The organism is Rosenbergiella nectarea (assembly GCF_900111105.1).
GTDB classification, from domain to species: Bacteria; Pseudomonadota; Gammaproteobacteria; order Enterobacterales; family Enterobacteriaceae; genus Rosenbergiella; species Rosenbergiella nectarea.
The window spans coordinates 48,507-74,630 of the sequence record NZ_FOGC01000002.1 but is presented as its reverse complement, the minus strand read 5'-3'; the positions used below and the strand labels follow the sequence as shown (position 1 = coordinate 74,630).

Below are 26,124 nucleotides of genomic sequence, written 5' to 3'. Positions count from 1 at the left end.
TATTGAATGCGAATCTATATCATTACGATAATGATTATCAATAGCAATCTATGTAAAAGTTCTGTTTTTTTTTATTCTTTATACTTTACTTACATTGCCTTGGTGCGATGCTACAGTAAGTGAATCGATACCATTTTTTGGAGGCTATGTGTTTGCCTGGATAACACTTTTACCTGCGCTGTATATTGGTGGGCGATTTATCTTGCCACTCCCTCTTCCTTTCATCCTTCGGTTACTGTGTTTTCTTGCCGTGGTGCTCGTGGCCGAGTGTCACCTCGTTTATAAAGTTGTGTTCGGGAATCGTTTCGCACCGGAGTTCCCGCATGGCGTGATGGTCGCGATTAACTTTTTATTCGGGACGATGATCGCTCTTACGCTATTACTGATCCTCTGCGATATCGTCAGCATCGGGCAGTTTGCGTCACGAGGAACATGGCCGACTCATCAAACCACTCATACTGTTTTGCTCGCTATTTCGCTCGTCACTGCGGCCTATGCCACCCACCAAGCGGTCAAGGTGCCTCGCGTTAAAACGGTCACGTTAACGTTACAAAATCTACCGAAAGCCTTCGATGGCTATCGTGTCGTGCAATTGACCGATTTACATGCCAGTACCCTGTTTACCGGGCGTTGGATGAAGAAAGTCGTCGACCGCACTAATCAGCTGCAAGCAGATGTTGTCTTGTTTACGGGCGATGTCGCCGACGGTAGCATCGAGAAGCGGTATCACGATGTGGCTCCGCTTGCCGAGTTAAAGGCTAAACAAGGCCGTTTTGCTATTCCCGGTAACCACGAGTATTACTCTGGTTATTCGCCGTGGATGCACCGGATGCAGCAGTTAGGCTTTCATGAATTAATCAACAGCTCAGTGGCCGTCGAAAAAGAGGGAAGTAAGCTCTATATTGCAGGAGTAACTGATGAAGCAGCCTTACGTTACGGTCAAGCAGGTCCTGACTTAGCGTTAGCGCTTAGTGGTGTTGATCGCCAAGCGCCGATTATTCTGCTGGATCATCGTCCAGAAAATGCCCGGAAGAATCTCGCCGAAGGCGTTGATTTACAGCTCTCTGGGCACACTCACGGTGGTATGGTTTACGGTCTTGCGACCATCGTTAAGCGTGCCAACCAGGGATTTTCATCCGGGCTTTACCCCGTTGGTCACCGCTATCTTTACGTCAGTAACGGCACAGGACTATGGAATGGATTTGCCTTACGCTTGGGCTACCCTTCTGAGATCACTTTATTTATATTGAAGACCGATAAGACGTAGGCTGAATAATCTCTGTGGGCTAGAGGTAGGAAAGACACTGCCTCTAGTTGATAATAGCGAGTGCGAATTCGCTTACTTACACAACCCTAATTAGGTAATCGAATGTCCAACACGCCCCACATCATTATTGCTGCCGCACTATTGCTTGATAATCGTCAGAACATCCTACTGGTGAGAAAGCGCGGTTCACCTTTCTTTATGCAGCCTGGAGGTAAAATCGATCCCGGTGAAACACCTGAAGAGGCATTAATAAGAGAGCTGAATGAGGAACTGCAGCTAGATATTGGTAAAGATGAGCTTGTCGCTATGGGATGTTTCCATGATGTCGCGGCGAATGAAGCACAGCATCAGCTCACTGCACATCTATTTCGTATACAGAGAGAGTCTTTTACTCCCATTCCTGCCGCCGAGATAGAAGAGGCATGCTGGTTATCGGAGGAAGCATGTCGTGATATCACGTTAGCGCCGCTCACCCAGCGCCAGATCTTACCCCTAGCTTGGCCGAAGCGCTAAGCGAGTAGAACACCCTGGACAAGCGCGAACAATCCAACCGACAGCGGCATAATCGCCAACCCTGAATTGTGCCACGACTTCACCAACCGCCGTGACGCAGCCAACTATTTCATGAAGTTCAGAGTGGCAAATCCCATAATATAAAATATCTATCGCGACCTCGTCGGGCTATCATACTCGATAAGAGCTTCAATGAAGGAGACGCTAATTCAATCCCTAAAGCGTTGATGCTACTTTGCATAAAGTAGTTTTTTAACTATTGGAAGTTTAGTGGATGGGAAAGATAAATAATTTTCCTTGTAGAGCGAGCAAATCGTATTTCTATTTTTATGGAATGGATAGAGATAAAGTATCAACAACTTAACTCGATAATGCTGTCAGTGGCTTCTATCTTTATAGATATCAATCATAAAAGGAGTCACTAATGAAAAAATCACTCAAAAGCCTAGTGTTAGCCTCATTAATCGTTCCTCTACTAGCAAGTGCCGCTCAGGCTGCCGACCCCAAATACCCTGTTGAATCCGGAAAAAAACACGTCCTAGTGCAATCTGATCATTCTTGGAATGGTGGGACTTATAAACCCTATCCGCAAGGAACTCCGCAGCTAACGGTGATTAAGCTTCATATCCAGAAGGGCCATGCTTTGCCTTGGCACAAACACATCGCCCCTAATGCGGGTTATGTTGAGCAGGGACAGTTAACCCTTGAAGACCAGAAGACCGGAGAAAAGAAAGTCTTTAAACAAGGTGAGGCTTTTGCGGAATCTGTCGACCAATATCACAGAGGTATCGCCACGGATCCCAATCAAGATACGGTGTTAATCCTTACCTACGCGGGAACCTCGAAAACGCCTCTTTCCGTACCAGCCCCTGGTGAAAAAAACGAATACTAAGGATTGTCTGCTATAGGCATTCTGTGTCGTCTGCGCTTATCTGAGAGTTCCTACCAATCCCTCATCATGTTAAGCGCAGATCTTCTAATTGAACTATTGTTAAAGTGACTCAATCAATGAACCATTTCATTTTGTATGTCACACACTCGCCACTAGGTAAATAATGATGAAAGATAGTGAAAATAAAGCCCCACAGATTGATCCTGCTGAACGTAATGCTTACTTCCCGTCGCAATACTCTCTCTCTCAATTTACCTCGTCGGTGTCTGATCTCAGCGACGATGAATACAGCGATAAGTACCAAGGTAAAGCAAAAGTATTGGTCATTGCGACCGATGAACGCTACGTAAAAACCGATAACGGTAAATTATTTTCGACGGGTAATCACCCTGTCGAAACGCTATTACCCATGTATCACCTGCATGCGGCGGGCTTTGATTTCGATATCGCCACCCCTTCAGGGCGAATGACGAAATTCGAATACTGGGCGATGCCAAATGATGACAAAAAGGTCATACCATTCTTTGAGAAATACCATGAAAAATTTCTCAATCCCTTATCCCTTCCTGACGTCGTCGCACAGTTAGCCGATAATGACTATGCTGCCGTCTTTATTCCGGGTGGCCATGGGGCATTAATTGGTTTACCGAATGATCCTAACGTGGCTAAAGTTTTACGTTGGGCATTAGAAAAAGATAAATTTATCCTATCAATCTGTCATGGCCCAGCAGCGTTCTTGGCGCTACGTGACGGTGATAACCCGCTGAGTGGCTATTCAATTTGCGCCTTCCCAGATAGTGCAGATAAACAAACCCCGGATATCGGATATATGCCGGGTGGGCTAACGTGGTTCTTCGGAAAAGAGTTAAAAGAGATGGGACTGACCTTAGTCAATGATGAAATTAGCGGCAAGGTTCACTCTGACCGTAAAGTGATCACTGGTGATAGTCCTTTTGCTGCCAATGAACTCGGTAAAGTTGCGGCGAAGACATTAGTCGATTATTTCAACAAAGGATAAGGTATGAAGTTCGTCGAAATCACTCAACCCGGCGGCCCCGAAGTCCTTAACATTGTTGAGGGTGAACGTCCTACCATTGATCGACATGAAGTATTGATCAAGGTGCAGGCTGCCGGGGTTAATCGTCCAGATATTCTACAACGTCAAGGGAAATACCCGATGCCTAAGGGGTTAACCCCTATTCCTGGCTTAGAAGTGTCAGGAATCGTCGAAGAGATAGGGGCAGACGTAACAGAGTTCAAGGTAGGAGATGCCGTCTGTGCATTGACTAACGGTGGCGGTTACGCCGAGTTTTGTGCCGTTCCCGCAGCACAAACACTGCCTATTCCTAAGGGGATAAGCTTCGAAGAAGCGGCGGCGATACCTGAGACCTTCTTTACCGTCTGGGCTAACCTATTTCAGATCGGCAAGGCAAAGCCTAATGAAAGCGTATTAATCCACGGTGGTGCGAGCGGCATCGGTACGACGGCCATTGCTTTAGGTAAAGAGTTTGGCCTGAACGTTTTCGCCACGGTAGGGGATGACAATAAGGTCGAAGAATTGAAACATTCAGCTACCGTCATCAACTACAAAAAAGAGGATTTTGAAGAGAAAATTAACGCGCTGACTGAAGGTGAAGGGGTCGACATCATCTTGGATATCGTGGGTGCATCCTATTTCAATAAGAATATGAACTTACTGAAAAAAGAGGGCAGATTGGTGATCATTGGCTTTATGGGTGGCAACCTAGTCGATAACTTCGATATCACTCATATGATGGTCAAGCGTATTACGGTCACTGGCTCGACAATGCGTGGACGTAATCTTGAAGAAAAAAGAGAGATTGCTGAGCAGTTAAAAGAGAAAGTCTGGCCAGCCTTACAAAAAGGCCGTTGTAAACCCATTATCTATGCCACCTATCCTTTGGAGGAGATCGCTAAAGCCCATGAGTGTTTGGACACCGGATCACATATCGGGAAAGTTGTTATTACGCTGTCATAATCTACAACTAAATACCCATACTTAATGTAGGTTTTTTTAACGAGGAGGATAAACCTTTTTAGGTAAGGGCTTTTCTCCTCACTCCGCCTTTCTATTGTTAAGCCCCCTCACTTTCTGTCGCCTCGCTGCACGCCGATAGAAGGCAACATTAATGACAGTCCCACATTAGTCGCGATTTACTACATAAGCTAATATCGGCCATCTTCGCCGATAATGAGCCAATCTATCCTGAGCTTGCCATTACATTCAATGGTTACTCATTCTGCTGGGTGAGGGTCATGATGAGAAAAGGCGTAGCATAAGGTAATGCCTACGGTCTTGGTCTCCTCTCCGCGTATAAGTCACTCACTCACAAACAGCGGTATAAGCGTAACGAGCTTAGTCGTGGGATCGGGGGCTAACTGCCAATCCAACACGCTCCGGGCTAAGCTGCTCTCGTCTAAGGCGCAAGAACTCACCCAATTGCTATGCAGGATCCTGATGTTTCTCCGCCATAGCCTATTACCTCTTATACTAGGATAACTACAGGTATTGTACCGGTATAATAGGTTGAGTAGCCTACCCTCAACAACCAGGTAAACATTAGGGGTACTCTATGACTCACACCGCACATGCTAAGCGAATTTCCGACCAATTTAGTCCACAAGCTAACGCTTATTTAACCAGCCCTGTGCATGCAGCAGGTGAAGAATTACAACGTCTACAACAGTGGCTAGCCCCTTTTGATAATGGACATATTCTTGATATTGGCTGTGGTGCCGGGCATGCCAGCTTTACGGCTTCACCTCTGGTCACACAGGTCACAGCCTACGATCTGTCTAACGAAATGCTAAGAGTCGTTAAAGAGACGGCCGACAATCGGCAGATGACGAACATCGATTGTCAGCAGGGGGTCAGTAGAATGAAAACGCCTGCCCCGACCGTAGCAGCGATTCGCGGCTTACAACAGGCGGTCTCTGGTCAGGTACAATCTTATTTTCAACTTCAAGAAGATGGATCTTTCTCTACCGATACCGTGATGTTTTGCGCACAACGTCGACGCTAACAGTAGGGTAGTCGTTCGAAGGACGGCTACCCTAGAGTTGCTGTAATTGCTGAGTGATGGTTTCAACTAATGCCTGAATATTAATGTCGTTTCGGCGATAATAGGTCCATTTACCCACCTTTTGGGCCTCAACTACACCCAATTCATGTAACGATTTTAAACAGAGAGAAATGGCTGGTTGCGAAAGCCCCGCTTTATCCTGAATTAAACTTGCACACACACCATACTGATCGTAGGGATACAGCTGGCTATAGGCGGCGAAGGCGACATCCGGCTGCTTTAACCAGGTTAAAATAGCCACCCGCAGTGGATTGGCTAAAAGTTTCATTGCATTTTCAGCAAGCATTGGCTCTCGTCATTTATCCGTCGATGGTCGGATAGTCAGTATACCCTCTCGCCGTCCCACCATACAAAGAACTTAATTCGACGCTATTTAAGGCCAACCCACGCTGTAAGCGCTCCGGAAGATCCGGGTTGGCGATAAACGTTCGTCCAAACCCGACTAAATCTGCCCAACCCTGCGATAAAACATGCTGTGCTTTAGCTTGATCGTAACGGCCCGCCACCATAATCACCGAGGTAAATGTCTTACGCAGTGCGGTACGGAAACTTTCCGGTAACCCCGGGCTGTTATCCCAGTCGGCTTCGGCAATAGAAAGATAGCCGATTTTCATTTCGTCTAACATTTTCGCCGCGGTCAGGTAAGTCTCTGCTGGGTCCGGCTCGACTAAGCCCAAATAAACTCGGTCTTCCTCGGTAGTAGAAAATAATGGCGAGAAGCGTACTCCTACCCGACGGCTATCGAACACTGTCGAGACCGCTGCAACAACCTCTTTAAGAAAACGTAATCGATTCGCCAAACTACCACCATATTGATCAGTGCGCAGATTGGTGTGTGCCGAAAGAAATTGGTTGATGAGATAGCCATTGGCGGCGTGGAGTTCAATCCCCTCAAACCCAGCTTGCTTGGCATTCACTGCCGCTTGTCGGTACAGTTCCACTAGTTGCGAAATTTCTTCTGTCTCCAGTGCTCGCGGTTCACTGGGTGCGACCAGCTCGCCTTCGCCGGGGGCTGTTTCAATAAAGACACGCACGTTGGTTGCCGCGATTGCCGAAGGGGCTATGGGGGCCTGCTGCTGAGGTTGTAACGCCCGATGCGAGACTCGCCCGACATGCCATAACTGACAAAATAGCGTGCCGCCTTGCGCGCTAACTGCTTGAATCACTTTTTGCCAGCCAGCAATCTGTTCGGCGCTGTAGATCCCAGGCGTCCACGCATATCCCTGTCCCCGAGGCTCGATCTGCGTGCCTTCCGTCACCATAAAACCGGCGCTGGAACGCTGAACATAGTACTCACGCATCATATCATTGGGAATGTTGCCTGGCTGAGCACTGCGACAGCGAGTTAATGCGGGGAGTGCGATACGGTTACGTAAAGAGATTTCGCCCAGTACGAGTGGCCTGAAGAGTGAAGATTGCATGATGATCTCAATGAGTAGTAAATTTACGACCATTATATTTATGTATTTAAATATGTAAATACATATTCACTCCGCGATCGATGAGAGAAACCCTTACCTCGTCAGCATCATTTTGGTGCAAAAACCGTAATAACTACGGGGATATTTTTACATAATAGTGGCGGTTGTTAATTAAACTGATGGATCATATGAATAGAATTATTAATGTATTGCCAAGTGTAAAGCATGCTTGCGTCACAACGCAGATTCGCTATGCTAGAGATGTAGTGACTTTTGGGTACTGGAGGGAAATTATGACTAAACGCCATTTCACGCTCGCATTTGAAATCGGTTCCATTGCAATATTTGCTATTGTTCTAGCTTTTTTTGGTTATTGCGCAGTCCATGCTTATCTAGGTTTAGGGGATCAGTTCCCTCATTTAAACGTCTAATATAATGGCATAGCGATCTTTCACCGCTATGCCATTTTTTTATCTTATCGCCAAACAATAATTAGTATTTTTAATCCTTTAACGACTCAAAGACTTTACTCACCGCACAGGCTCCTGGGTCAATATGTCCTTTTAGGCTCTCTGCATTCAAGTAGGACGAACGCCCAGCCTTCGCTTTCTCCATTTTTTTCGTCGACTCCGCGCCTGACGTTGCCGCCTTACTGACCGCTGACCAACTTTTCCCTGCTTCCATGGCTTCAAAAGCCGGTTGCAGGGCATCGATCATCGTGCGATCGCCTTGATCGGCCCCACCGTAATCTTTCATTTTCTGCAGCCCCGCCGATAAACTTGCGCCTAAATTTTTAGCGCCGGGGTACGCGGCAGCTGAAGCACTGAAAAGCAGCGAAAGTAACACCCCCCCGGAGCCTCCCATCGGAGTGGTAATCTTCTCACCCAACCAGTGTAATAGCGCTTGCGTATCGTTTAAGGGGAGTTTTTTCTGTTTCAGGGCCTTCAATACAAAATTTGCGCCAGTCGCCAAGGTTGATCCGGTATCACCGTCGCCCACTTGCCCATCGAGTTTGTTTAACTCATCCTCGTTGTCGATCAGTGCTTGGCAAAGCTGTTTGACCACTTGCGCAGCGTGCGTATTCTGTGAGGGTTTTGCTAATTCGACTTCAGGAAGGGACTCCGCTTCTTGCCACTGCAAGGTTTGGCAAGGCGTTATGGGTAACCATCCTGCAACCGCAACAGGGGCTTCAAGCGCTGTCAGTAATTTATTATCGAGAGGCAGAACGGTAAGCGAAAGTCCTTTCATATCTAGCGCACTGACAAGGGTGCCCGGGCCTTGGATATGACTCACGCGATCGGCGAGAGGCGTTCGTAAAACCTCCTGCGTGGCAAGGGCCATCTCTAGCACTGAAAGGCCGCCGAGATTATTGATCAGCAACAGTAAATTATCATCATCACCAATATGGCTGAGTAAATTTTTAGCCAATTGTTTAGCAATTTTACTGCTGTTTTGGGTATCTAGGGTGGCTACACCATGTTCGCCGTGGATCCCCATCCCAAGTTCACTTTTGCCTTTCGGGATCCCTTCTGACTCGTCGCTACCCGGAAGATGGCAGGAAGAAAGCGCCACCCCAATTGTCGCGACGTTATCGAGCATCTGTTGGGTGTGTTCGACAATGTCTTTGAGCGATTTACCTTTCTCAGCATGATAGCCCGCTACTTTATGTGCCAGTATCGTCCCCGCCAGACCGCGTGGCTGAGGATTTTTTGGCAGCGAAATATCGTCTTTAACCAAAATCATTTCGACCTTATAGCCTAGCGCTCGGGCTTTTTCAGCGGCTAACCCAAAGTTCAGGCGATCTCCCGTATAATTTTTCACGACGAGTAGGCATCCACCTTTACCGCTCACCGTGACGATAGCATGCAAAATCGCGTCAACACCTGGCGAGGCGAAAATATCGCCACACACTGCTGCCGTTAACATTCCCTTCCCCACAAAACCGACGTGCATCGGCTCATGCCCAGAGCCACCACCAGAGATGATGGCCACTTTCGATTTATCCCAATCTCGACGCACAACAATGCGCAGCCCCTCGACCGTGTTAAGTCGCGCTAAATTTTGATGGGGTGAAGTACGGATAAGACCTTCTATTGCTTGATCGACGATTGTTGCTTTCTTGTTGAAGAAAAAGTGGCTCACCGGAAGCTCCTCGAAGTGATTGTCAGCTCATTAAGTGTGGCTAATAATCACAATTTCGTGTCGTTTCTCCCTATCATCAGTGATCAAGATCACAAAATAAATTTTGCTAACTTGGCTACATCCCGCGCAATTGTGTCTACCCTTAACGGAGGTTCTTTTTTTTCACATTTTAGGGAGTTAATGATGTCCACTGAAAAAACACGTTTTCCACGTCCGCCTTTTGACAAACAGCCTCAGCAATTTCCTGGCTTAGCGTCCGCGATGCACCCCCTACCCGATCATGGTGAAAAAAGTTATCAAGGACATAACCGTTTAACCGGTAAAAAAGCACTGATCACTGGTGGGGATTCAGGTATCGGCCGTGCAGTCGCTATCGCCTATGCCCGTGAAGGTGCCGATGTAGCGATTAACTATCTGCCCGCAGAAGAAAGTGATGCAAAAGAAGTCATTGACCTAATCAAGGCTGAAGGTCGCAAAGCCATCGCCATTCCGGGGGATATTACCGACGAAGCATTCTGCAAAACCTTGGTGGATAAGGCCGTTCAGGAGCTTGGCGGGTTAGACATTCTGGTCAATAACGCCGGTCGGCAACAGTTCTGCGAGAGCATCAGCGAACTGAGCACCGAGTCGTTCGATGCTACCTTTAAAACCAACGTTTACGCGCCGTTCTGGATCACCCGTGCAGCGGTCGCCCATTTAGGTGAAGGCGCAGCAATCATTAATACCTCGTCCGTTCAGGCCTTTAAACCTAGCGATATTCTTCTCGATTACGCGCAGACCAAAGCCTGTAATGTTGCCTTCACGAAAGCGTTAGCGAAACAGTTAGGACCAAAAGGTATCCGCGTCAATGCGGTCGCCCCTGGCCCTTATTGGACAGCCTTACAAGTCTGCGGCGGACAACCTCAAGAAAAAGTGGCTCATTTCGGTGAAGAGGCGCCACTGGCTCGCCCTGGCCAGCCTGTCGAAATTGCGCCGCTCTACGTGACCCTCGCGTCGGATGAGAACTCGTTTGCCTCTGGCCAAGTGTGGTGTTCTGATGGCGGAACCGGCACAGCATAATGCGGGTTAGTCGATAAAAAAAGGGTGAATCACCTCCAGGTTGATTCACCCTTTTTTATAGTGCGTTAGGCACTTTTACGCGTTTTAAACCAACCGATAATAAAGATAAGCACTGCACAGACCGCCCCCGCACAGTGTTCATAAAATGCCAGGTCTTTACCTGCCACATAAGGGTGTAATAGTGGGTCGGTCAGTAGCATACTGCCGGCAATCCATCCGATTAACGCCCCGCCCACCAGAATAATGACCGGCCAACGATCTAATAAGTGCAGGACTAATCGACTACCTGCGACAATGATTGGGATACTCAATAACACCCCCACTGCGACAATGATAAGGTGACCCCGACCTGCAGCCGCAACTGCCAGTACATTATCTAAGGACATGATGACATCGGCGATGGTAATGGTGAGTGCGGTTTTCCAAAGACTTGACGACGTTTTCCCCTGCTCGTCACCCTCTTCTTCACCGGAGACCAACTTGTAGCCAATCCATAACAACAACAACCCGCCAACTAATTTCAGCCCCGGTAGCGTTAACAGATAGACGGCGACCCCCAACAAAACAATCCTTGCCACTATTGCGCCTAGTGTGCCAATGATGATGGCTTTACGGCGCAAGTTTTCTGGTAGCCCGCGGCAAGCCATGGCGATAACGACGGCATTATCACCGCCCAACAATAAATCTATTAATAGGATTTGCGCTAAGATCGCGACCCAATCCCAGTGCTGGAAAATTTCACCCATATTACCCTCGAAGCCGGCTGAACCTGTCTATAATTAAGTTAGGCTACTGTTTATCAAACTTTGTTACAAAGTAAAGCCTTAGTTTTACTGCATGCCGTAATTCATCACTTATTTCGGTCTAAAACTTTGCATTTTGACTAATTGTGCTATGGTTACCAGTAACATTCTAACGTAACAATTGTCGATTGCGACTAAGGATGCCCTTTGCAAACTTCATCACACAGTACACCTTCTACCCAGTCAACATGGCTGCATTTAGGCGCCGGTGCTTTTCATCGTGCTCACCAAAGTTGGTATCTTAACCAGCTGCACCAGCTCGGTGATACCCGCTGGTCATTAGCTCTTGGTAATATCCGTAACAGCGCGAGTCAAGCCACTCTCGATCAACTTGGACGTCAGCAAGGTGTCTACACTCTTGAAGTGATCAGCCCTGATGGCGATATCGATTACCACACTATCACCGCGATAAAAAAAGTTATTCCTTGGGATGCTAATCTCTCGCAGCTGATTCAAATCGGTGCAGATCCTGAAACAAAGCTTATCTCTTTTACAGTGACCGAAGGCGGTTATTTCCTGAAAGATGATGGACACCTCGACCTTAACCATCCCGTCATCGTTCAAGAGTTGGCCGAACCCAACACCTTTGCCACGGTCTACGGCGTTCTCGTTGCGATTTTACGCCAACGCTTAGCCACGCAAGCGGGTCCCATTACCTTACTTAATTGCGATAACCTACGTCACAACGGCGACTGCTTACGTACCGGGCTCAATGAGTACATTGCAGCACTAGGCGATAAAGCGTTAGCCGCATGGTGTGATAACGCGATCAGCACGCCAAACAGCATGGTTGACCGTATCACTCCTCAAAGTGATGAGGCGCTACTCGAGCGTTTGGTCGAGCAAGGCATCGATAACGATCAGGTCCCCGTTGCGTGCGAAGCTTTCTCGCAATGGGTGATTGAAGATGATTTTATCGCCGGTCGTCCTGAGTTAGAACGTGTTGGCGTTGAATTTGTAAAGAACGTGATCCCCTTCGAAGAAGCTAAGATCCGTGTCTTGAATGCCAGCCACAGTGGTATTGCTTGGGCCGGTGCGCTATTAGGTGCACAGTCTATTGACGAGAGCCTTACCCCGCAAGTCCGTGAATGGATACGTAATTATGTCGCACAAGATGTCAGTGCAGCACTGCCTAAAGGACCAATCGACCTTGATGAGTACTGTAAGACCACGTTACACCGTTTCAGTAACGCCAAGGTCCGAGACACTAATCAGCGTGTATCCTCCGATAGTATTGCCAAGTTACAGCAATTTATTTTGCCAACGCTGAAAACGCGCTACCAACAAGCTGAAGTTCCTCAGGCAACACTGGTGTTAGTAGCTTTATGGTATCTCTTCATGCAACGCCGTGCGGCCGGAACCCTTCCTTTTGAGTACCAAGATCGAGCGATTGAGAGTGTTCCTTTCGAGACGATTTTTGCTGAACAGGATAGTCTTAAGGCGTTCGCACAATCCTCTGCTTTGATGGGCAGCTTAGCTGAACATCCGACCTTCACCGAGGATCTACGTGATGTCGTGAAGCAGGTTGAAAGCACTTTAGCGGAATCTTCAACATCATGAAAAATATCTTTATTGTCGCTACTACCATCGCCTTAGCTCTGCTGTCGATTGCGGTGCTTACTCCCTGGCCTGTGTGGCTGGGCACGTTGGCGGCATGGGTCACTACTGGCTCGTTTTGCCTTCAGGTGCTACACATCGTTAAGAATAAAGAAACCAAAGCCCTCTCTTTGGCCATGTGGTCGGCACTGTTCTTCGGCGTTGCCTGCTGGACTGGCTATGGTTTCCGCGTTCATGATATTCCCGTGATGATGGCCAACGGCATAACTGCGCTGTTGGCGATTACGGTGATTGGCTTGAAATTATGGTTAGAACGCCCTCGCTTAATTAAACGGGGTCGACGGGTCCGCCGGATGCATCGTGTTGTATTAAAACCACGAATACATAGTCTGCGTCCTCTACAACGAACGCTTAATGCACGCGCGGCTAAGAAAAGTAAGAAAAGTAAGAAAAGTCAGGCTGCTACTGAACTTACTGAATAATTAGGTGACTTATTTATTATGAAGTTGGTTTTTGTAACGCTCCCCACTTTGATAGGGAAGGTAAATTATGCTTATTGATAAAAAGTCTGGCCGTACCGGTAACGAAGACCGCCAGCTTGCTGTTGCGTTAGCGGGGTGCGCAGGGATGCTCAATGTATTGGCATTGGGCGCATTTGGTCTGTTTCCCTCGAATATGACCGGTAACGCGACGCAACTTTCTCAAGAATTGCTGCAGTGGAACAAACTTGAGATGATCCCGCTGATATTACTGCTGACGTGTTTTCTTTCCGGCGCATTTACCTCACGTGTCGCGGTATCCTTTGCTAAAAAAGTCAATTTACGAACCATCTATGCCCATATTCTGTTAGTTGAAGGCGTACTACTGATTGCCCCGGTGGTCGTTGGCTTTTGGTATCCGCAGGACCTGCAACATGGCTACTATTTATTTGGCTTGAGCTTCCTTCTAGGTGTGCATAACGCCACCTCTACCCAACTCTCGCAAGGTAAAGTTCGTACCACACATGTTACGGGAACCTTAACCGACGCGGGGATTGTACTGGCTAACCTACTCTTACACCCGATCATGCGCTATCCTCCCGCGCAAATGAAGCAATTCCGTTATCTGCTGAGTGTCTACTTCACTTCCTTTATTTCCTTCTTTATAGGGGGATTGATCGGCATTTTGGGTTACGAGTGGTTCGGGATGAAGGCCTTTATTTTGGCTGGGTCTATTTTACTTGCCGTCTCCTTACTCACCTTAATCCGCGTGTTGTGTCGTAAACGCACTAAAGCATTCCAAGGCTGTACACTACAACGATAACCAGAAATACCTCTTCCTCTACTGCCCGCTATATATTAATATGTGTTCATATATTAGTTTGTTATCTATAGCGAGGCAGTAATGTCATCCCACTCTCACCATGATGATCATGACCACCATGACCATTCTCACGTTCCAAAAGTGAATCAAGCTAATCAGAAGAAAGTTCTACTCTCTTTTGTGCTGATATTTACCTTTATGATTGTCGAGTTTGTGGGGGGAGTGTACGCCGGGTCACTTGCCTTAATAGCCGATGCTGGCCATATGTTAACCGATGCCTTCGCCCTTGCGCTGGCGTGGGCAGCGTTTCATTTTGGACAGCGCCAACCTAATAACCGTCTCACCTTCGGGTATATTCGCTTTGAAGTCTTGGCGAGCTTATTTAACGCCATGACACTGTTCTTGATTGCGATCTTTATTATCTACGAGGCATGGCAACGTCTCACTGCACCCGCTACTGTCATGCCCTGGCCAATGTTTATCGTCGCGTGCGCCGGATTGATTATTAATCTTACCGTGTTGTGGATTATGACCCGTGGCGAAACGGAAAACGTGAATATTAAAGGCGTTATCTTACATGTGATGGGCGATCTGCTTGGTTCGTTTGCGGCGATTGTTGCGGCAGTCGTGATTGGACTAACAGGCTGGGCCCCCATTGACCCGATACTGTCTGTACTCGTGGCGGTATTAATCCTGCGTGGGGCTTGGAAGCTGATACGAAAAACATCGCACATTCTGCTGGAAGGTGCGCCTGATGAGGCCGCGCCGAGCTTAATCAGCGCTTATCTATTAGAGCAGGTTTCAGGACTGAGTGAGGTCTCGCATATCCACGTCTGGCAGATCAGTACCGGTTATACACTGGCCACTTTACATATTCGGGCAGTGGATGACGCTCAGGCGAAACAGGTCGTACGGGCGGTAGAAGTTGCTTTAGAAGAAAAATTCTCTATTGGCCACAGCACCATTGCGATTGATTGGGCGGACGAGCCATCTTCACCACAGTGTCTATTGAGTGAAGCTAGCAATCATCACGACTGCGACGAAGCGCCCCATCCCCCTACTCACTCGCATTAATCTTGCGTAGGCTCTTCCGTCAGGTGGATAGCCATGTCGCGCAGAACATGGCTAACATGATTGTCGGCGACGCGGTAATAGACATGGCGAGCACTCCGCTCGCCAATCACTAATCGAGCGGCTTTTAATAGCCGTAAGTGATGACTCACCAAGGATTGTGACAGCTGTAAAGCTCCTGCAATATCATTCACTGCAGCCGGTTGAGCCAGGCACTGAAGCAAAATGCGTAAGCGTGAGGGATCACCCAATAATTTAAACGTGTCTGCCAGCAGGGCAATATCTTGGCGACTTAACACCGGTAATGGCGGGTGCTCTGCAGTGTGCGGCGCAATACATGGATCAGTACGCATAGTCTGTTCCCTAACAGGTGCTCTCTTCATACCCAATATTACAGCGTAGATAGTATAGTGCGTCCAGCTTTTCCTCACTTGACCTTTCCCTTGCTGGAAGCTGTAGGCTAGGCTTAATCGAACAAGAGGAGTTGATCATGTCTAGTCAATCATCTGCCACTCGCCACTCCCCACCCACCTTACAACTTACGGTCGAGGGGATGTCTTGTGCAAGTTGTGTCGGACGCGTAGAGCGTGTGCTAGCTGCTCAACCCGGCGTTGAACAAGCTAGCGTTAATTTAGCGACTGAACGCGCAACCATTATCGGCGATGTGGCTGCCGAAAGTGTGGCGCAAGCGGTCACCGCCGCCGGGTATCCCGCGAAGATATTCGTCGATGCAGCAAAGGCCCGTGCCTTACAGCAGCAAAAAAAGCAGCACCATATCCAAGCACTGCAGCGTAACGTCTTGATTGCTGTTGTACTGACACTGCCTATTTTTGTCGTAGAGATGGCGATGCACCTTAGTCAGGCTATACAGAGCTGGGTCGATTATTACCTCCCTGTACCGGGCCGATGGGTGGCAGAGGCAGTGCTCTCAACCTCAGTGCTGCTCGGCCCTGGCCGACAATTCTACCGTTTAGGCTTGCCCGCCCTATGGCATCGTGCGCCTGATATGAACGCCTTAGTCGCGATAGGGACCCTTGCTGCATGGGGCTATTCACTATTTGCCACGTTCGCCCCACAGTGGCTACCGGCGCAAAGCGTTCATGTCTATTATGAAGCGGCAGCGATGATTGTCTGTTTGGTGTTAATTGGGCGCTTACTTGAAGCTCGCGCGAAAGGGAAGACCTCACAAGCCATGCAACGCTTGCTGCAACTGCAGCCGAATATTGCCCACCGCTGGCAGAACGACCAAAGTGAAGAGGTCGCCACCGAGAGCCTCGTTGTGGGCGATATCGTCGAAGTCAGGCCGGGCGAAAAGATCCCTATCGACGGTGAAGTGGTTGCGGGGGAGAGCCATGTGGAAGAATCGATGGTGACCGGCGAACCCCTCGCGGTGCGTAAACGCCCCGGCGATGCGTTGACCGGCGGTACCCTGAATCAACAAGGCTATCTACGCTTCAAAGTCACCGCAACGGGAGAGCAAACCGTACTGGCACAAATCGTTCAGGCGGTAGAACAGGCACAAACAGCGAAACTGCCTATTCAAGGCGTGGTCGATAAAGTTACCCTTTGGTTTGTACCGGTGGTATTCGTGGCAGCGCTGTTAACCTTGATGGGTTGGCTTTATTTTGCGCCACAAGGGGGGATCAGTCTCGCCATCGTGAATGCTGTGGCCGTGCTGATTATTGCTTGCCCCTGTGCGATGGGCTTAGCGACGCCTACCTCAATCATGGTCGCCACGGGACGCGCCGCTGAAAAAGGCATTTTATTCCGCCAAGGCCGAGCCTTACAGCAGTTACGTGAAACGACGCTTATCGCCTTCGATAAAACAGGGACCTTAACCGAAGGGCAGCCTGCCCTAACCGATATACAGCCTGCCGAGGGTTTCAGCACACAACAGCTGTTGACCTATGCCGCCGCGGTTGAGCGTTACTCTGAGCACCCTCTGGCAAGTGCGGTCGTGAATGCCGCGAACGCTCAGCAGCTTGAACGGGTATCTGCGACGGATTTCACCACAAGCAGTGGAATGGGCGTGAGTGCTAAAGTTAATGACCAGCAGGTACATATTGGTACCCAACGTTACCTAGAGAGCCTGTTTATAGCGTCTAGTGGCCTCGAACCTCTCGAGACACACTACGCTGAGCAAGGAAAGAGTCCATTTTACATCGCGATTGGCGAGCAGCTGGCAGGGATAATCGCTGTTACCGACCCGATAAAAGCGTCTAGCCAAGCGGTAGTCAGTCAACTGCAGGCTCAGGGGATCACCGTGGCGATGGTCACTGGGGATAACCGTGTGACTGCGCAATCGGTCGCAAAACAGCTCGGTATCCGCGAGGTCGTTGCCGAAGTAAAACCTCAAGGGAAGGTCGAGGCGATTCAGAATTGGCAGCAGCATTTCGCCAGTGTCAGTTTTGTTGGGGACGGAATAAACGATGCACCGGCTCTAGCAGCGGCAGATGTGGGAATTGCTCTAGGCAGCGGTACGGATATCGCAATAGAATCTGCCGATGTGGTGTTGATGTCCGACTCACTGACTAATGTGCTGAACGCACGACATGTCTCGCAAGTGACCATGACAAATATCCACCAGAATCTTTTTTGGGCCTTTATCTATAACTTAGTTCTCATCCCGGTAGCCGCGGGGGCGCTCTATCCTGCCTTTGGGATACAGCTTTCTCCTATCCTCGCCGCCGGGGCAATGGCGCTTTCCAGCGTATTTGTCTTGGGGAATGCCTTACGCTTGAAACGTACCACTTTTATTCATTAACTAAAAAGGCCTTGAAACGGTTCAGGGCCTAGAGACTTAACGTTGATGATGCCCGTTTTTAATCGACAAACCAATCATCGGCGTTAGGGGTAGGCGAGAAATTTGAGTGAGCTGCCAAGCATGGTATAAGTCAGGTTTTCCTGACCATATTTCAGTGGAAGGATGCTGCTGCTGATCCAACTCTTGCCACCAGCTACCATTTTGGGGATCGATTAGGTAGCAACTGATATAGTCCCAGAGACGCCGATACCACTCTTCGTAGACCTGCTCTCCGGTACGCTTAAGTAGACTTGCCGCGGTACCGCAGCTTTCTGCTAACGTCCAGTGTACACGACTATGGGCGACAGGTTTACCTTCCCAATCGTGGGTGTAGACGATGCCTGGCGTGCCATCGACATGCCAGCCGTGGGCCATACCAGCGTGAAATAACCCCTTAGCATCAATGAGCAACCACTCCGGAACCGGTTCCCCAGCAGCTTGTAATGCGGCCTCAAGATGCAGCAGAAGCCTCGCCCATTCACTAGCATGTCCTGGCGTTACCCCATAAGGATGGAAGCTGTCGGTCGGTTTATCCTTATTGTAATCATGCCACTCTTGCCAATCTTCGTGAAAGTGTTCAACCAAGAAATAGTTATTGGCTGGAGCATGCTGATGGATCACTTTATCGACGATCGCTAACGCACGGGCGCGCCAGATGGGATTTTCGGTAAAGTCCGCCAACTGCAGGAACAATTCGGTACAGTGCATGTTGCTGTTACCACCGCGATAGGCTTCACAATCTTGCCAGTCACGGGTATAACTTTCACATAAGGCCTCTTCGTCAGCCATCCAGAAATAGGTTTCTAAGGTCTCGACCGCTTGCTGATAGAGTTCGTCAGCCCGAGGGATCCCCGCGAGACTGGCACTGCATCCGGCCAGCGTCACGAAGACATGCAGGTAAGAGGCTTTTCGCTCGTCTGCAACCTTTTCAGGTAATGTGCTTAACCAGCCACCGTGCTGAGTATCTTTCAACACGCCGAGTAACGAGTCCACGCCCCACTGCGCCAACTCTGCTGCCCCAGGTTCGCCTTGGAGTGAAGCCAGGGCGAAGCAATGGGTCATCCGTGCGGTCTGCATGGTGTCGGGTTGACTATCTTTTGCTTGATAGCCTTTGTTGTCGAGGGCCGTGAAACCGCCGCGTTCACATCTGGCGCGTTTGTAGAACGCGAGTAGTTGCCGACCTTGATCTTCCAACCAGTGATGATGATATTCCTTGCTTAGCCAACTGTGACTAAATTGCGTAAATAACATAACAACACCTCATAGAGAACGTAAAAATCAGCCACCCACCATGGTGCCGCCGTTAGGGTGGATCACCTGGCCGCTGATATAAGAGGAGTCTAGGCTTGCGAGGAAGACGTAAATCGGGCCAAGTTCAGACGGTTGCCCTGCGCGTCCCATTGGCGTTTCGTGGCCAAAGTTTTCCAGCAGCTCTGGGTTGTAATCGCCCAACGTCGCAGGTTGTAGTGGTGTCCAGACGGGACCGGGTGCCACAGCATTTACGCGGATACCTTTGCCTGCAACTTGGTTAGACAGCGCGCGGGTAAAGCTGACAATTGCTCCTTTCGTCGCGGTGTAGTCAATTAGCATTTGTGGACCAATGTAGGCATTCACTGAGGTGGTATTGATGATGCTGTCGTCTTCTTTTAGGTGCGGAAGGGCCGCCTTGGTCAGGAAGAAGATACTATGGATGTTGGTATCAAAGGTATTGAGCCACTGTTCGTCGCTTAATGTCGTGAGGTCTTCGTTAGGATATTGCGTCCCGGCATTATTGACCAACACATTCAATTTACCGAAAGCTTCAACCACGTCGGCAATTAATTTACGGCAATTTTCGGCTTTACGTAAATCGACTGGGTAGATCGCGCATTGTTGCCCTTCTTGCTCAATCAAGGCTTTGATTGAACGCGCATCCGCGGCTTCATCCTCATTGTTAGGAAGATAGGTGATGGCAACATCGGCACCTTCACGGGCAAAGTGCAGTGCTGCGGAACGACCTATACCACTATCGCCGCCGGTCACTAGGGCCACTTTCCCGGCAAGCTTACCGCTGCCACGATAGTCTTCACGGATCATTTCCGCTTTAGGTGACAATTTTGCTTCAGAACCCGGTAATTTTTGTGATTGCGCGTGTATTTCAACTTTCTTGACCATTTGTTAGCTCCGTTGTCAAATAAAATAGGCTTAGGTTAATAACTATAGTTGACGAAGATCACACTGGTCGGATGAATTGATGAAAACTTTTTATCAATATGTAAACGGCCCCGCAGGGCCGTAACGATTAGTGGTTATCAGGAAGGGTGTAGGCAATGACATAATCGCCAACATGAGTACGCATAAAGTGGTGGCCACCCGCCATAATGACCAGATACTGTTTACCTCCAGCAGAATAGGTCATAGGAGTAGCTTGCCCTCCCGCAGGTAAGGTATCGCTCCAGACTTCTTTACCGGTACGGTTATCGAAGGCACGGATTTTATTATCGGTCGTTGCGGCAACAAAGGTTAGCCCCCCCGCCGTAATGATTGGACCACCATTATTAGGTGTACCGACAGTGATCGGCATATGAGTAGGAAGACCGAATGGACCGTTCTTCTCACCACTCCCTAACGGATGTTGCCATAATACTTTACGGGTGTGCATATCGATCGCCGTAATCATGCCGTAAGGCGGTTCATTACACAGCATCTGCGTGCTCTCTAAATAGAACGGAGAGACTTGGATCGCATACGGTGTATCCGCCATGGCACCATTACCTTCTGCACCGCCGCCGCCAGGCTTATACTTCGGCGAGTCAATCGATTGTAGATCTAACTTGTCGGCTTTTTTACGTGTGATCAACTGGTCATACATTGGCGTATTATTCCAGTTAGCGATCAGCACACCATTTTGTGGGTTGTAGGCCACACTGCCCCAGTCGCTTCCGCCATTGTAGCCCGGGTATTCGATCCACGGCTTATCTAAACTTGGCGGGGTAAATTCACCTTCGTAACGGGCTTGACGGAACTTAATACGGCAGGCAAGCTGATCGAACATCGTTAGGCCCCACATTTTCCGCTCGCTCAGATCAGGAAAACCTAGGCGAGGCATACCGACTGACCAAGGCTGTGTTGGCGCACGGGGGTCCTCTTTAACAACCGCCGCTGGCGCCGCTTTTTCTTCAACCGGTGTTAAGGGCTTACCGGTTTCGCGGTTGAGGACGAAAGTTTGGCCACGTTTAGTCGGTACAATTATCGCAGGGATCGTCGATCCATTAGGTCCAGGGAAATCGAATAACGTAGGTTGTGAACCGATGTCGTAATCCCACACATCTTTATGCACGGTTTGGAAGACCCAACGGACGTCACCGGTTTTCACATCGATGGCAACGATGGATGAGGAAACCTTATTCTCATTCGCCGAGCGTAATTGACTGTAGTAATCAGCAGCAGAGTTACCGGTTGGGACGTACACTACTCCCAGACGGTTATCCCCCACCATGGTCGCCCAAGAGTTAGGCGTGCCACGACTATATTCTTTACCTGCTGCCGGTTCTTTGTGATCCGTAGGATTATTCACATCCCACGCCCATTTGAACTGTCCCGTTTCCGCATCATATCCGCGGATAACACCTGAAGGAGCCCAACGACGTTGTCCATCCAGAACTTCGTGATTAACAACGATGGTGCCATTGATAATAGGCACTGGCGCGGTCACGGCAACGAAACCCGGAACGGTATAACCTAAACCTTTTAGTAAGTTTGTTTGGCCTTGATCACCAAAATTTTGGCAAGACTGTCCTGTTTCGCTGTCGACGGCCACAAGACGCTCATCCAAGGTTCCCACGATAAGACGAGTGTGACAGGCTTGACCAGCGGGCGTATGGGTCGATGTATAGTAGCTTAAGCCCTTACACGCAGCGGTATAAGGAATGCTCTCATATTTTACGCCAGTGTTGTGCTCCCAGATTTTTTTACCGGTTTTAGCATCCAGCTTGATGATGTTATTCCGTGCAGAACAGACATAGACGGCATCACCGACCTTGATGGGGGTATTTTCAGCCGCCCATTTATTGACCTGTCCACGTGCAGGTAAGTCACCTGTCCGATAAGTCCAGGCACGTTTAAGCTGTCCTACGTTATCTGGGGTAATTTGGCTTAAGGGGGAGAAGCGTGAGGCATCGGCATCTCGGCCATAATAGGTCCAGTCGCTATCCGGTTGTTCCGCCTGCGAAGGCGTAGGCGTCTTAACCAGAGGCTGTTGTGGCAGGGCATCCCCAGAGTTAAAACTATGCGTTGGTATAAACGCCATGCCAAAGGCGACCGCAAAGATCACGATAAAAATCCCGGCTAAGCCGAAACTGAGTTTATTCGACGGTTGGCGCTGCAGGGCCGGCAAGCTTAATGCCAAGAGGAAACCATAAACGGTGAGTAAAGATAAGCGAGGCACCCATCCCCAATAGTCGGTACCACTCTCATCAATGGTCCAGAGGATAGTGGCAACGTACACGATAAAAAACAGTATCGCGCCGGAAGATTTACGGCGAAAGAGTTGAATCGCGCTGATCAGCAGGAAGATCCCTGCAACCAAGTAATATGAAGATCCTGATAAAGAGAGCAAATAGCCCCCACCCGCTATCATGACGATACTGGTGAGCAGCAGCAAGACAGACACGATCCTTAGTAATAGCAATTTACCTTTCATGGCGATGACCTGTGCGAAATAGTGAGTGGAAAAGTTGTCGTGTGAGCGATAGGTTAAATAAATGTAAAGTCATATAAGTAATTGTGGATAATAGAACTGACACGACAGCTTTTCCGCTCCAAAAATGCCACTTCGAGCGAAATTGATTAATATCCCTGATGTAAATCGATCGCTCCCTCGACCTCACCTTGTGCAAACCAGCGTGTAATTTGCGGCACGACCTGAGCCAAGACGTGGTCGACCTGTGTTTTACCGGCAATATGGGGAGTAATACGAATTTGCGGGACTTGCCAGAGAGGATCCCTATCGCTCAAGGGTTCATTCTGTGTCACGTCTAGCGTTGCGCCACGTATTTTCCCTTCCTTGATCAACTGGATAAGGTCCTCCTCAATCAGATGACCGCCTCGAGCGACATTGATTACGTAGCCATCGTCTTTAAGTAGAGAGAGATGTTGAGTATTAAGGATCCCTCGTGTTTTATCGGTAAGAGGCAGTACACAAATCAGTATTCGTGACGCGCGTAAGAAGGCCTCTAACTGCTGTCCATCGTAGCAAGTCACCCCAGGGATCGCTTTGCGGCTATGACTCCAGCCATTAACCGGGTAATCAAACTGGCGCAGAGATTGCGCTATTTTTTCCCCCAGCACACCCAGTCCCATCACGCCGACTGGGTAATCCTCGCGGTTATTAAGTAAGTTGTTTTGCCACTTATGTTGCTGACGTTGTTGCTCATATTGCGGAAACTCGCGATAAAACCGAATCACTGCTTCACAACAGTACTCCGCTAATTGCACGGCCATCCCGCCATCTTTTACACGTATGACCGCGATATCCTTGGGTAACGTTAGAGATAAAATGGCATCCACCCCGGCCCCCATATTAAAAATCACTTTAAGGTTCGGATGGGCATCAATAAAGGCTTGATCAGGTGCCCAGGTGAGCGCAACCGTCGCCCGTTCGTCGTGAACAGGCCAAACATTTAGGGTGACGTCAGGGAGTGCAGCGTGTAAAGGAGCTAGCCATAAATCAGTTTCAGCATGACGACTATAAAAAGCGATGGGGTGCATGGAGCGTGCCTCCGTCAGAATCAGAAGTAGAATATTTTTTTATGTTATAACCCTTTGCTACTTGTTAAAAATACTAATTGAGTTGATATCAATCAATCTCCACCCCGTATCAGATATTGCTGCGTTATCCTGCTATCTCTATAATTCTGCCCTGAGTCTTTATCGTCGATTAAAAATTATTGTGCAAGAGACCCAAAATTTGCGCTGTCGGGTTTTGGGTCATCAGCCTCACCAGGGCAAGAAGAGCGTTATCTTCTGTTGCAACAGCTAAAGCTGCTGATAACTGATAAGACTCAGGGAAGGTCGCTCCGTTTCCCTTCTATCGTTGCAGAAGCGAGGGGGGAACGGAGCCGGCTTTTTCCAAACTTGTGTAAGGGGAAAAACATAATGAAATTTCCCAATAAAACCACGCCCAACCCAACCACCGCATGGGGATGCCACTGATACCCCTCGAACCGGGTTGAGATGGCTAAAGCGACTAAGGGAAACAGTACCGTAGTATAGGCAGCTTGCCCGGCACCGATTCGCCCTACCAATAAATAGTAAGCGCCAAAGCCAATCACCGAGCCAAATAGCGCGAGATAGAATAACGCACCGAGATAAAGAGGCTGTGCGGGTAAGATAAAAGAGTTACCGAGAAAATAAGAGAGCGCTCCCGCCACTGCCGCGCCATAACACATCGCCCAACTATTGGTCGTCAGTATTGCTAAGCCTTTTCGCTGATGTCTAATGCTCAACATATTCCCTAAAGAGAAACCGTAGGTTCCCAATAAGCTTAGCGCTACGCCTAAGCCAAGCGACGCCGAGAAATGTTTGGTTCCCCACTGATCGCTAAAGAGTATGGCAATGCCAACAATCCCCAGCGCCGCAGCGGGCCAAAAACGTTTTACCGGCGTAATACGGTAAAATAGCGCTTGGTTGATGGCATTAAACAAGATTGCCATCGAAAAGATAACGGACTCTATCCCTGTGGTGATGTGTGCTGCGGCAAGATAAAAACAGTAAAAATTAAGACTAAAGGCACAAAGGCCCTGTATTAGGCAAAAACCATGATCACGCCACGATAATGGGTTTTTGCCTAACCGCCAGCGGCTAATCAATAACAATAGGCCGCCCGCCAGTGCGAAACGCCAAAAAATCGAGACCAGAATAGGCACCTCACCTTGCTGTAACGCAATTGCGAACCACGTTGTGCCCCAAATTGCCACTACACATAAATATAATAATCCGTTCATCGGCATCCCCACTAAGTTTACACCGCCACTGTGCGCTCAGCCCAAGCAAAATGCTGTCATCTTCATGAGGATGATTTATATATTCTTGCGGTTTTTGTTAGGCAAAGACGCTAAAAGCTAGTAATAATCCTTTCCGATTCATACACTGGATTATTCCCTGATTATCTGGAGCGTTGCATGCATTACCAAACGTTCGATACCTTAAGCCAGCAGCGAGCGACCTTGCATCAAAAGGTCGCGCTCAATACAGGTATTCAGTTGGCCTCGTGGTCAAACCAGTGCGATCAAATCAAGGTATTAAGTGATCACCATACCCTCAGCCTCTATACGCACGGCGGCTATCAAAGTTTTCAAAAATGTCGTGGCGGTTGGCAAAACGGCGGGGGGCCAGATAAGCTCTGTATCATGCCTAAAGATGTGGAGAGCCATTGGGATATCCGGGGGCCATTATCCTTCGTACATCTCTATTGTACTCAGCAGCATCTTCGGCACATTGGCGAGCAGATTTGGGATCGTAGCCCAGCCGAATTTAGCTTAGTGGAAACTAGTTTTCAGCGTGATGATAGGGTCACGGCGCTGTATCGTCACTTTTTACTCAGCTACGATTGGCAGGATAACGCAAACCAGCTGGCACTCAGTTCAGCAAGCTCGCTATTATTAACTCACCTCATTCAGCATTACAGCCAAGTAAAATGGCGTCTACCGACGGTGACGGGAGGCTTATCGCCTTATGTTTTACGCAACGTTTGCGACTACATCGACGCCCACCTCGCCGAGCCGCTGACATTAACCGTCTTGGCACAACAGGCGGCGTTAAGTGAATACCATTTTGCGCGGATGTTTACCGCCTCAATGTCTACCCCGCCCCATCACTATGTAATGCAACGCCGTTTGCAGCGTGCCAAGCAGCTCCTTGCGACCAGCCGATGCAGTATGACGGATATTGCCTATCAATGTGGTTTTAGTTCAGCGAGCCATTTAAGCCTAAGGATTAAACGAGATACCGGGATCACGCCGACAGCGTTTCGCCAGCAGCGGTAAAAAATACCTGACGGAGATCAATGCCTGTTGTGATTGAACTCACAAATACTTTACGAGAAATGCTAATTTTATCTCGATTATTACAACAGTTGTTTAATTATAAAGAATCATCTTATCTTGCTTGGCCGGATAACGATGCAATGATGCTAGCCCATGCTTCTCTACC

General features: G+C 48.8%; 23 protein-coding genes. 13 read left to right on the top strand and 10 right to left on the bottom strand.

The annotated features are described in order from the left end of the window. The first annotated feature begins 148 nt into the window (after window positions 1-148). The 6 genes from BMX14_RS03160 to BMX14_RS03135 all read left to right on the top strand — a co-directional run bounded on the left by BMX14_RS03160 (window position 149) and on the right by BMX14_RS03135 (window position 5,716). Window positions 149-1,267, top strand: coding sequence for a metallophosphoesterase (locus BMX14_RS03160; RefSeq protein WP_092672690.1), 1,119 nt, complete (start codon window positions 149-151; stop codon window positions 1,265-1,267). A 102-nt stretch (window positions 1,268-1,369) separates the two neighbouring features. Then, a complete protein-coding gene (locus BMX14_RS03155; RefSeq protein WP_092672687.1) occupies window positions 1,370-1,780 on the top strand; it encodes an NUDIX hydrolase in 411 nt (136 codons plus the stop codon). 424 nt (window positions 1,781-2,204) lie between these two features. Further along, a complete protein-coding gene (locus BMX14_RS03150; protein WP_092672684.1) occupies window positions 2,205-2,672 on the top strand; it encodes a cupin domain-containing protein in 468 nt (155 codons plus the stop codon). 166 nt (window positions 2,673-2,838) lie between these two features. After that, window positions 2,839-3,690 carry a glyoxalase III HchA gene (gene hchA / locus BMX14_RS03145; RefSeq protein WP_092672681.1) on the top strand — a complete coding sequence of 284 codons (852 nt, stop codon included), beginning with the start codon at window positions 2,839-2,841 and terminating at the stop codon, window positions 3,688-3,690. A gap of 3 nt (window positions 3,691-3,693) precedes the next feature. After that, window positions 3,694-4,671: an NAD(P)H-quinone oxidoreductase gene (locus BMX14_RS03140; RefSeq protein ID WP_092672678.1), complete on the top strand. Its 978-nt coding sequence runs from the start codon at window positions 3,694-3,696 to the stop codon at window positions 4,669-4,671. Between the two features lie 595 nt (window positions 4,672-5,266). Continuing rightward, window positions 5,267-5,716 carry a class I SAM-dependent methyltransferase gene (locus BMX14_RS03135; RefSeq protein WP_092672675.1) on the top strand — a complete coding sequence of 150 codons (450 nt, stop codon included), beginning with the start codon at window positions 5,267-5,269 and terminating at the stop codon, window positions 5,714-5,716. Between the two features lie 31 nt (window positions 5,717-5,747). Here BMX14_RS03135 and BMX14_RS03130 read toward each other — a convergent pair whose 3' ends face one another. The 3 genes from BMX14_RS03130 to BMX14_RS03115 form a co-directional block, all read right to left on the bottom strand. Next, entirely contained in the window at window positions 5,748-6,062 is a 315-nt protein-coding gene (locus BMX14_RS03130; protein ID WP_092672672.1) for an ArsR/SmtB family transcription factor, read from the bottom strand. 13 nt (window positions 6,063-6,075) lie between these two features. Beyond that, window positions 6,076-7,197 carry an alkene reductase gene (locus tag BMX14_RS03125; RefSeq protein WP_230527256.1) on the bottom strand — a complete coding sequence of 374 codons (1,122 nt, stop codon included), beginning with the start codon at window positions 7,195-7,197 and terminating at the stop codon, window positions 6,076-6,078. A 501-nt stretch (window positions 7,198-7,698) separates the two neighbouring features. After that, window positions 7,699-9,339, bottom strand: coding sequence for a dihydroxyacetone kinase subunit DhaK (locus BMX14_RS03115; RefSeq protein WP_092672663.1), 1,641 nt, complete (start codon window positions 9,337-9,339; stop codon window positions 7,699-7,701). Window positions 9,340-9,519: 180 nt separating this feature from the next. Here BMX14_RS03115 and BMX14_RS03110 point away from each other — a divergent pair, with 180 nt between their 5' ends. Beyond that, the gene (locus tag BMX14_RS03110; protein ID WP_371316081.1) at window positions 9,520-10,398 is read left to right on the top strand and encodes an SDR family oxidoreductase; all 879 of its coding nucleotides are present in this window, start codon (window positions 9,520-9,522) and stop codon (window positions 10,396-10,398) included. A gap of 65 nt (window positions 10,399-10,463) precedes the next feature. Here the strand turns inward: BMX14_RS03110 and BMX14_RS03105 are convergent, their stop codons facing one another. Further along, a complete protein-coding gene (locus tag BMX14_RS03105; RefSeq protein ID WP_092672659.1) occupies window positions 10,464-11,144 on the bottom strand; it encodes a TerC family protein in 681 nt (226 codons plus the stop codon). Between the two features lie 204 nt (window positions 11,145-11,348). Between BMX14_RS03105 and dalD the strand changes: the two genes are divergently transcribed. The 4 genes from dalD to BMX14_RS03085 all read left to right on the top strand — a co-directional run bounded on the left by dalD (window position 11,349) and on the right by BMX14_RS03085 (window position 15,134). Beyond that, window positions 11,349-12,761 carry a D-arabinitol 4-dehydrogenase gene (gene dalD, locus BMX14_RS03100; RefSeq protein ID WP_092672656.1) on the top strand — a complete coding sequence of 471 codons (1,413 nt, stop codon included), beginning with the start codon at window positions 11,349-11,351 and terminating at the stop codon, window positions 12,759-12,761. After that, window positions 12,758-13,240, top strand: a complete 483-nt coding sequence (locus BMX14_RS03095; RefSeq protein WP_092672653.1) for a SemiSWEET family sugar transporter — start codon at window positions 12,758-12,760, stop codon at window positions 13,238-13,240. Before dalD ends, BMX14_RS03095 begins: the two co-directional genes overlap by 4 nt. Window positions 13,241-13,307: 67 nt before the next feature. Further along, entirely contained in the window at window positions 13,308-14,060 is a 753-nt protein-coding gene (locus BMX14_RS03090) for a YoaK family protein (RefSeq protein WP_092672650.1), read from the top strand. 81 nt (window positions 14,061-14,141) lie between these two features. After that, window positions 14,142-15,134, top strand: coding sequence for a cation diffusion facilitator family transporter (locus tag BMX14_RS03085; RefSeq protein WP_092672647.1), 993 nt, complete (start codon window positions 14,142-14,144; stop codon window positions 15,132-15,134). Here BMX14_RS03085 and BMX14_RS03080 read toward each other — a convergent pair. Further along, entirely contained in the window at window positions 15,131-15,484 is a 354-nt protein-coding gene (locus BMX14_RS03080) for an ArsR/SmtB family transcription factor (protein WP_092672643.1), read from the bottom strand. The two genes, BMX14_RS03085 and BMX14_RS03080, sit on opposite strands and share 4 nt — an antisense overlap. A gap of 137 nt (window positions 15,485-15,621) precedes the next feature. Here BMX14_RS03080 and BMX14_RS03075 point away from each other — a divergent pair, with 137 nt between their 5' ends. Then, window positions 15,622-17,895, top strand: a complete 2,274-nt coding sequence (locus BMX14_RS03075) for a heavy metal translocating P-type ATPase (protein ID WP_092672640.1) — start codon at window positions 15,622-15,624, stop codon at window positions 17,893-17,895. A gap of 36 nt (window positions 17,896-17,931) precedes the next feature. On the opposite strand, the gene BMX14_RS03070 is transcribed toward BMX14_RS03075, so the two are convergent. The 5 genes from BMX14_RS03070 to BMX14_RS03050 all read right to left on the bottom strand — a co-directional run bounded on the left by BMX14_RS03070 (window position 17,932) and on the right by BMX14_RS03050 (window position 24,917). Further along, on the bottom strand, window positions 17,932-19,185 hold the full coding sequence (locus BMX14_RS03070; protein ID WP_092672637.1) for an AGE family epimerase/isomerase: 1,254 nt from the start codon (window positions 19,183-19,185) through the stop codon (window positions 17,932-17,934). A gap of 27 nt (window positions 19,186-19,212) precedes the next feature. Then, a complete protein-coding gene (locus BMX14_RS03065) occupies window positions 19,213-20,088 on the bottom strand; it encodes an SDR family oxidoreductase (protein WP_092672634.1) in 876 nt (291 codons plus the stop codon). 127 nt (window positions 20,089-20,215) lie between these two features. Then, window positions 20,216-22,615: a membrane-bound PQQ-dependent dehydrogenase, glucose/quinate/shikimate family gene (locus BMX14_RS03060; RefSeq protein ID WP_092672631.1), complete on the bottom strand. Its 2,400-nt coding sequence runs from the start codon at window positions 22,613-22,615 to the stop codon at window positions 20,216-20,218. 146 nt (window positions 22,616-22,761) lie between these two features. Beyond that, window positions 22,762-23,682 (bottom strand): 2-hydroxyacid dehydrogenase, encoded by a 921-nt coding sequence (locus BMX14_RS03055; RefSeq protein WP_092672628.1) that lies wholly within the window; start codon window positions 23,680-23,682, stop codon window positions 22,762-22,764. Between the two features lie 293 nt (window positions 23,683-23,975). Further along, complete coding sequence (locus BMX14_RS03050; RefSeq protein WP_092672625.1) at window positions 23,976-24,917, bottom strand: DMT family transporter; 942 nt, start codon at window positions 24,915-24,917, stop codon at window positions 23,976-23,978. A gap of 177 nt (window positions 24,918-25,094) precedes the next feature. Here BMX14_RS03050 and BMX14_RS03045 point away from each other — a divergent pair, with 177 nt between their 5' ends. Further along, window positions 25,095-25,958 (top strand): helix-turn-helix domain-containing protein, encoded by an 864-nt coding sequence (locus BMX14_RS03045; RefSeq protein ID WP_092672622.1) that lies wholly within the window; start codon window positions 25,095-25,097, stop codon window positions 25,956-25,958. The last annotated feature ends 166 nt before the right edge of the window (window positions 25,959-26,124 follow it).

Coding starts and splice junctions, on each gene's coding strand:
- BMX14_RS03155 (WP_092672687.1), top strand. CDS start 1,370: ATGTCCAACACGCCCCACATCATTATTGCTGCCGCACTATTGCTTGAT.
- BMX14_RS03150 (WP_092672684.1), top strand. CDS start 2,205: ATGAAAAAATCACTCAAAAGCCTAGTGTTAGCCTCATTAATCGTTCCT.
- hchA (WP_092672681.1), top strand. CDS start 2,839: ATGAAAGATAGTGAAAATAAAGCCCCACAGATTGATCCTGCTGAACGT.
- BMX14_RS03140 (WP_092672678.1), top strand. CDS start 3,694: ATGAAGTTCGTCGAAATCACTCAACCCGGCGGCCCCGAAGTCCTTAAC.
- BMX14_RS03135 (WP_092672675.1), top strand. CDS start 5,267: ATGACTCACACCGCACATGCTAAGCGAATTTCCGACCAATTTAGTCCA.
- BMX14_RS03130 (WP_092672672.1), bottom strand. CDS start 6,062: ATGCTTGCTGAAAATGCAATGAAACTTTTAGCCAATCCACTGCGGGTG.
- BMX14_RS03125 (WP_230527256.1), bottom strand. CDS start 7,197: ATGCAATCTTCACTCTTCAGGCCACTCGTACTGGGCGAAATCTCTTTA.
- BMX14_RS03110 (WP_371316081.1), top strand. CDS start 9,520: ATGATGTCCACTGAAAAAACACGTTTTCCACGTCCGCCTTTTGACAAA.
- BMX14_RS03105 (WP_092672659.1), bottom strand. CDS start 11,144: ATGGGTGAAATTTTCCAGCACTGGGATTGGGTCGCGATCTTAGCGCAA.
- BMX14_RS03095 (WP_092672653.1), top strand. CDS start 12,758: ATGAAAAATATCTTTATTGTCGCTACTACCATCGCCTTAGCTCTGCTG.
- BMX14_RS03090 (WP_092672650.1), top strand. CDS start 13,308: ATGCTTATTGATAAAAAGTCTGGCCGTACCGGTAACGAAGACCGCCAG.
- BMX14_RS03085 (WP_092672647.1), top strand. CDS start 14,142: ATGTCATCCCACTCTCACCATGATGATCATGACCACCATGACCATTCT.
- BMX14_RS03080 (WP_092672643.1), bottom strand. CDS start 15,484: ATGCGTACTGATCCATGTATTGCGCCGCACACTGCAGAGCACCCGCCA.
- BMX14_RS03075 (WP_092672640.1), top strand. CDS start 15,622: ATGTCTAGTCAATCATCTGCCACTCGCCACTCCCCACCCACCTTACAA.
- BMX14_RS03070 (WP_092672637.1), bottom strand. CDS start 19,185: ATGTTATTTACGCAATTTAGTCACAGTTGGCTAAGCAAGGAATATCAT.
- BMX14_RS03065 (WP_092672634.1), bottom strand. CDS start 20,088: ATGGTCAAGAAAGTTGAAATACACGCGCAATCACAAAAATTACCGGGT.
- BMX14_RS03060 (WP_092672631.1), bottom strand. CDS start 22,615: ATGAAAGGTAAATTGCTATTACTAAGGATCGTGTCTGTCTTGCTGCTG.
- BMX14_RS03055 (WP_092672628.1), bottom strand. CDS start 23,682: ATGCACCCCATCGCTTTTTATAGTCGTCATGCTGAAACTGATTTATGG.
- BMX14_RS03050 (WP_092672625.1), bottom strand. CDS start 24,917: ATGAACGGATTATTATATTTATGTGTAGTGGCAATTTGGGGCACAACG.
- BMX14_RS03045 (WP_092672622.1), top strand. CDS start 25,095: ATGCATTACCAAACGTTCGATACCTTAAGCCAGCAGCGAGCGACCTTG.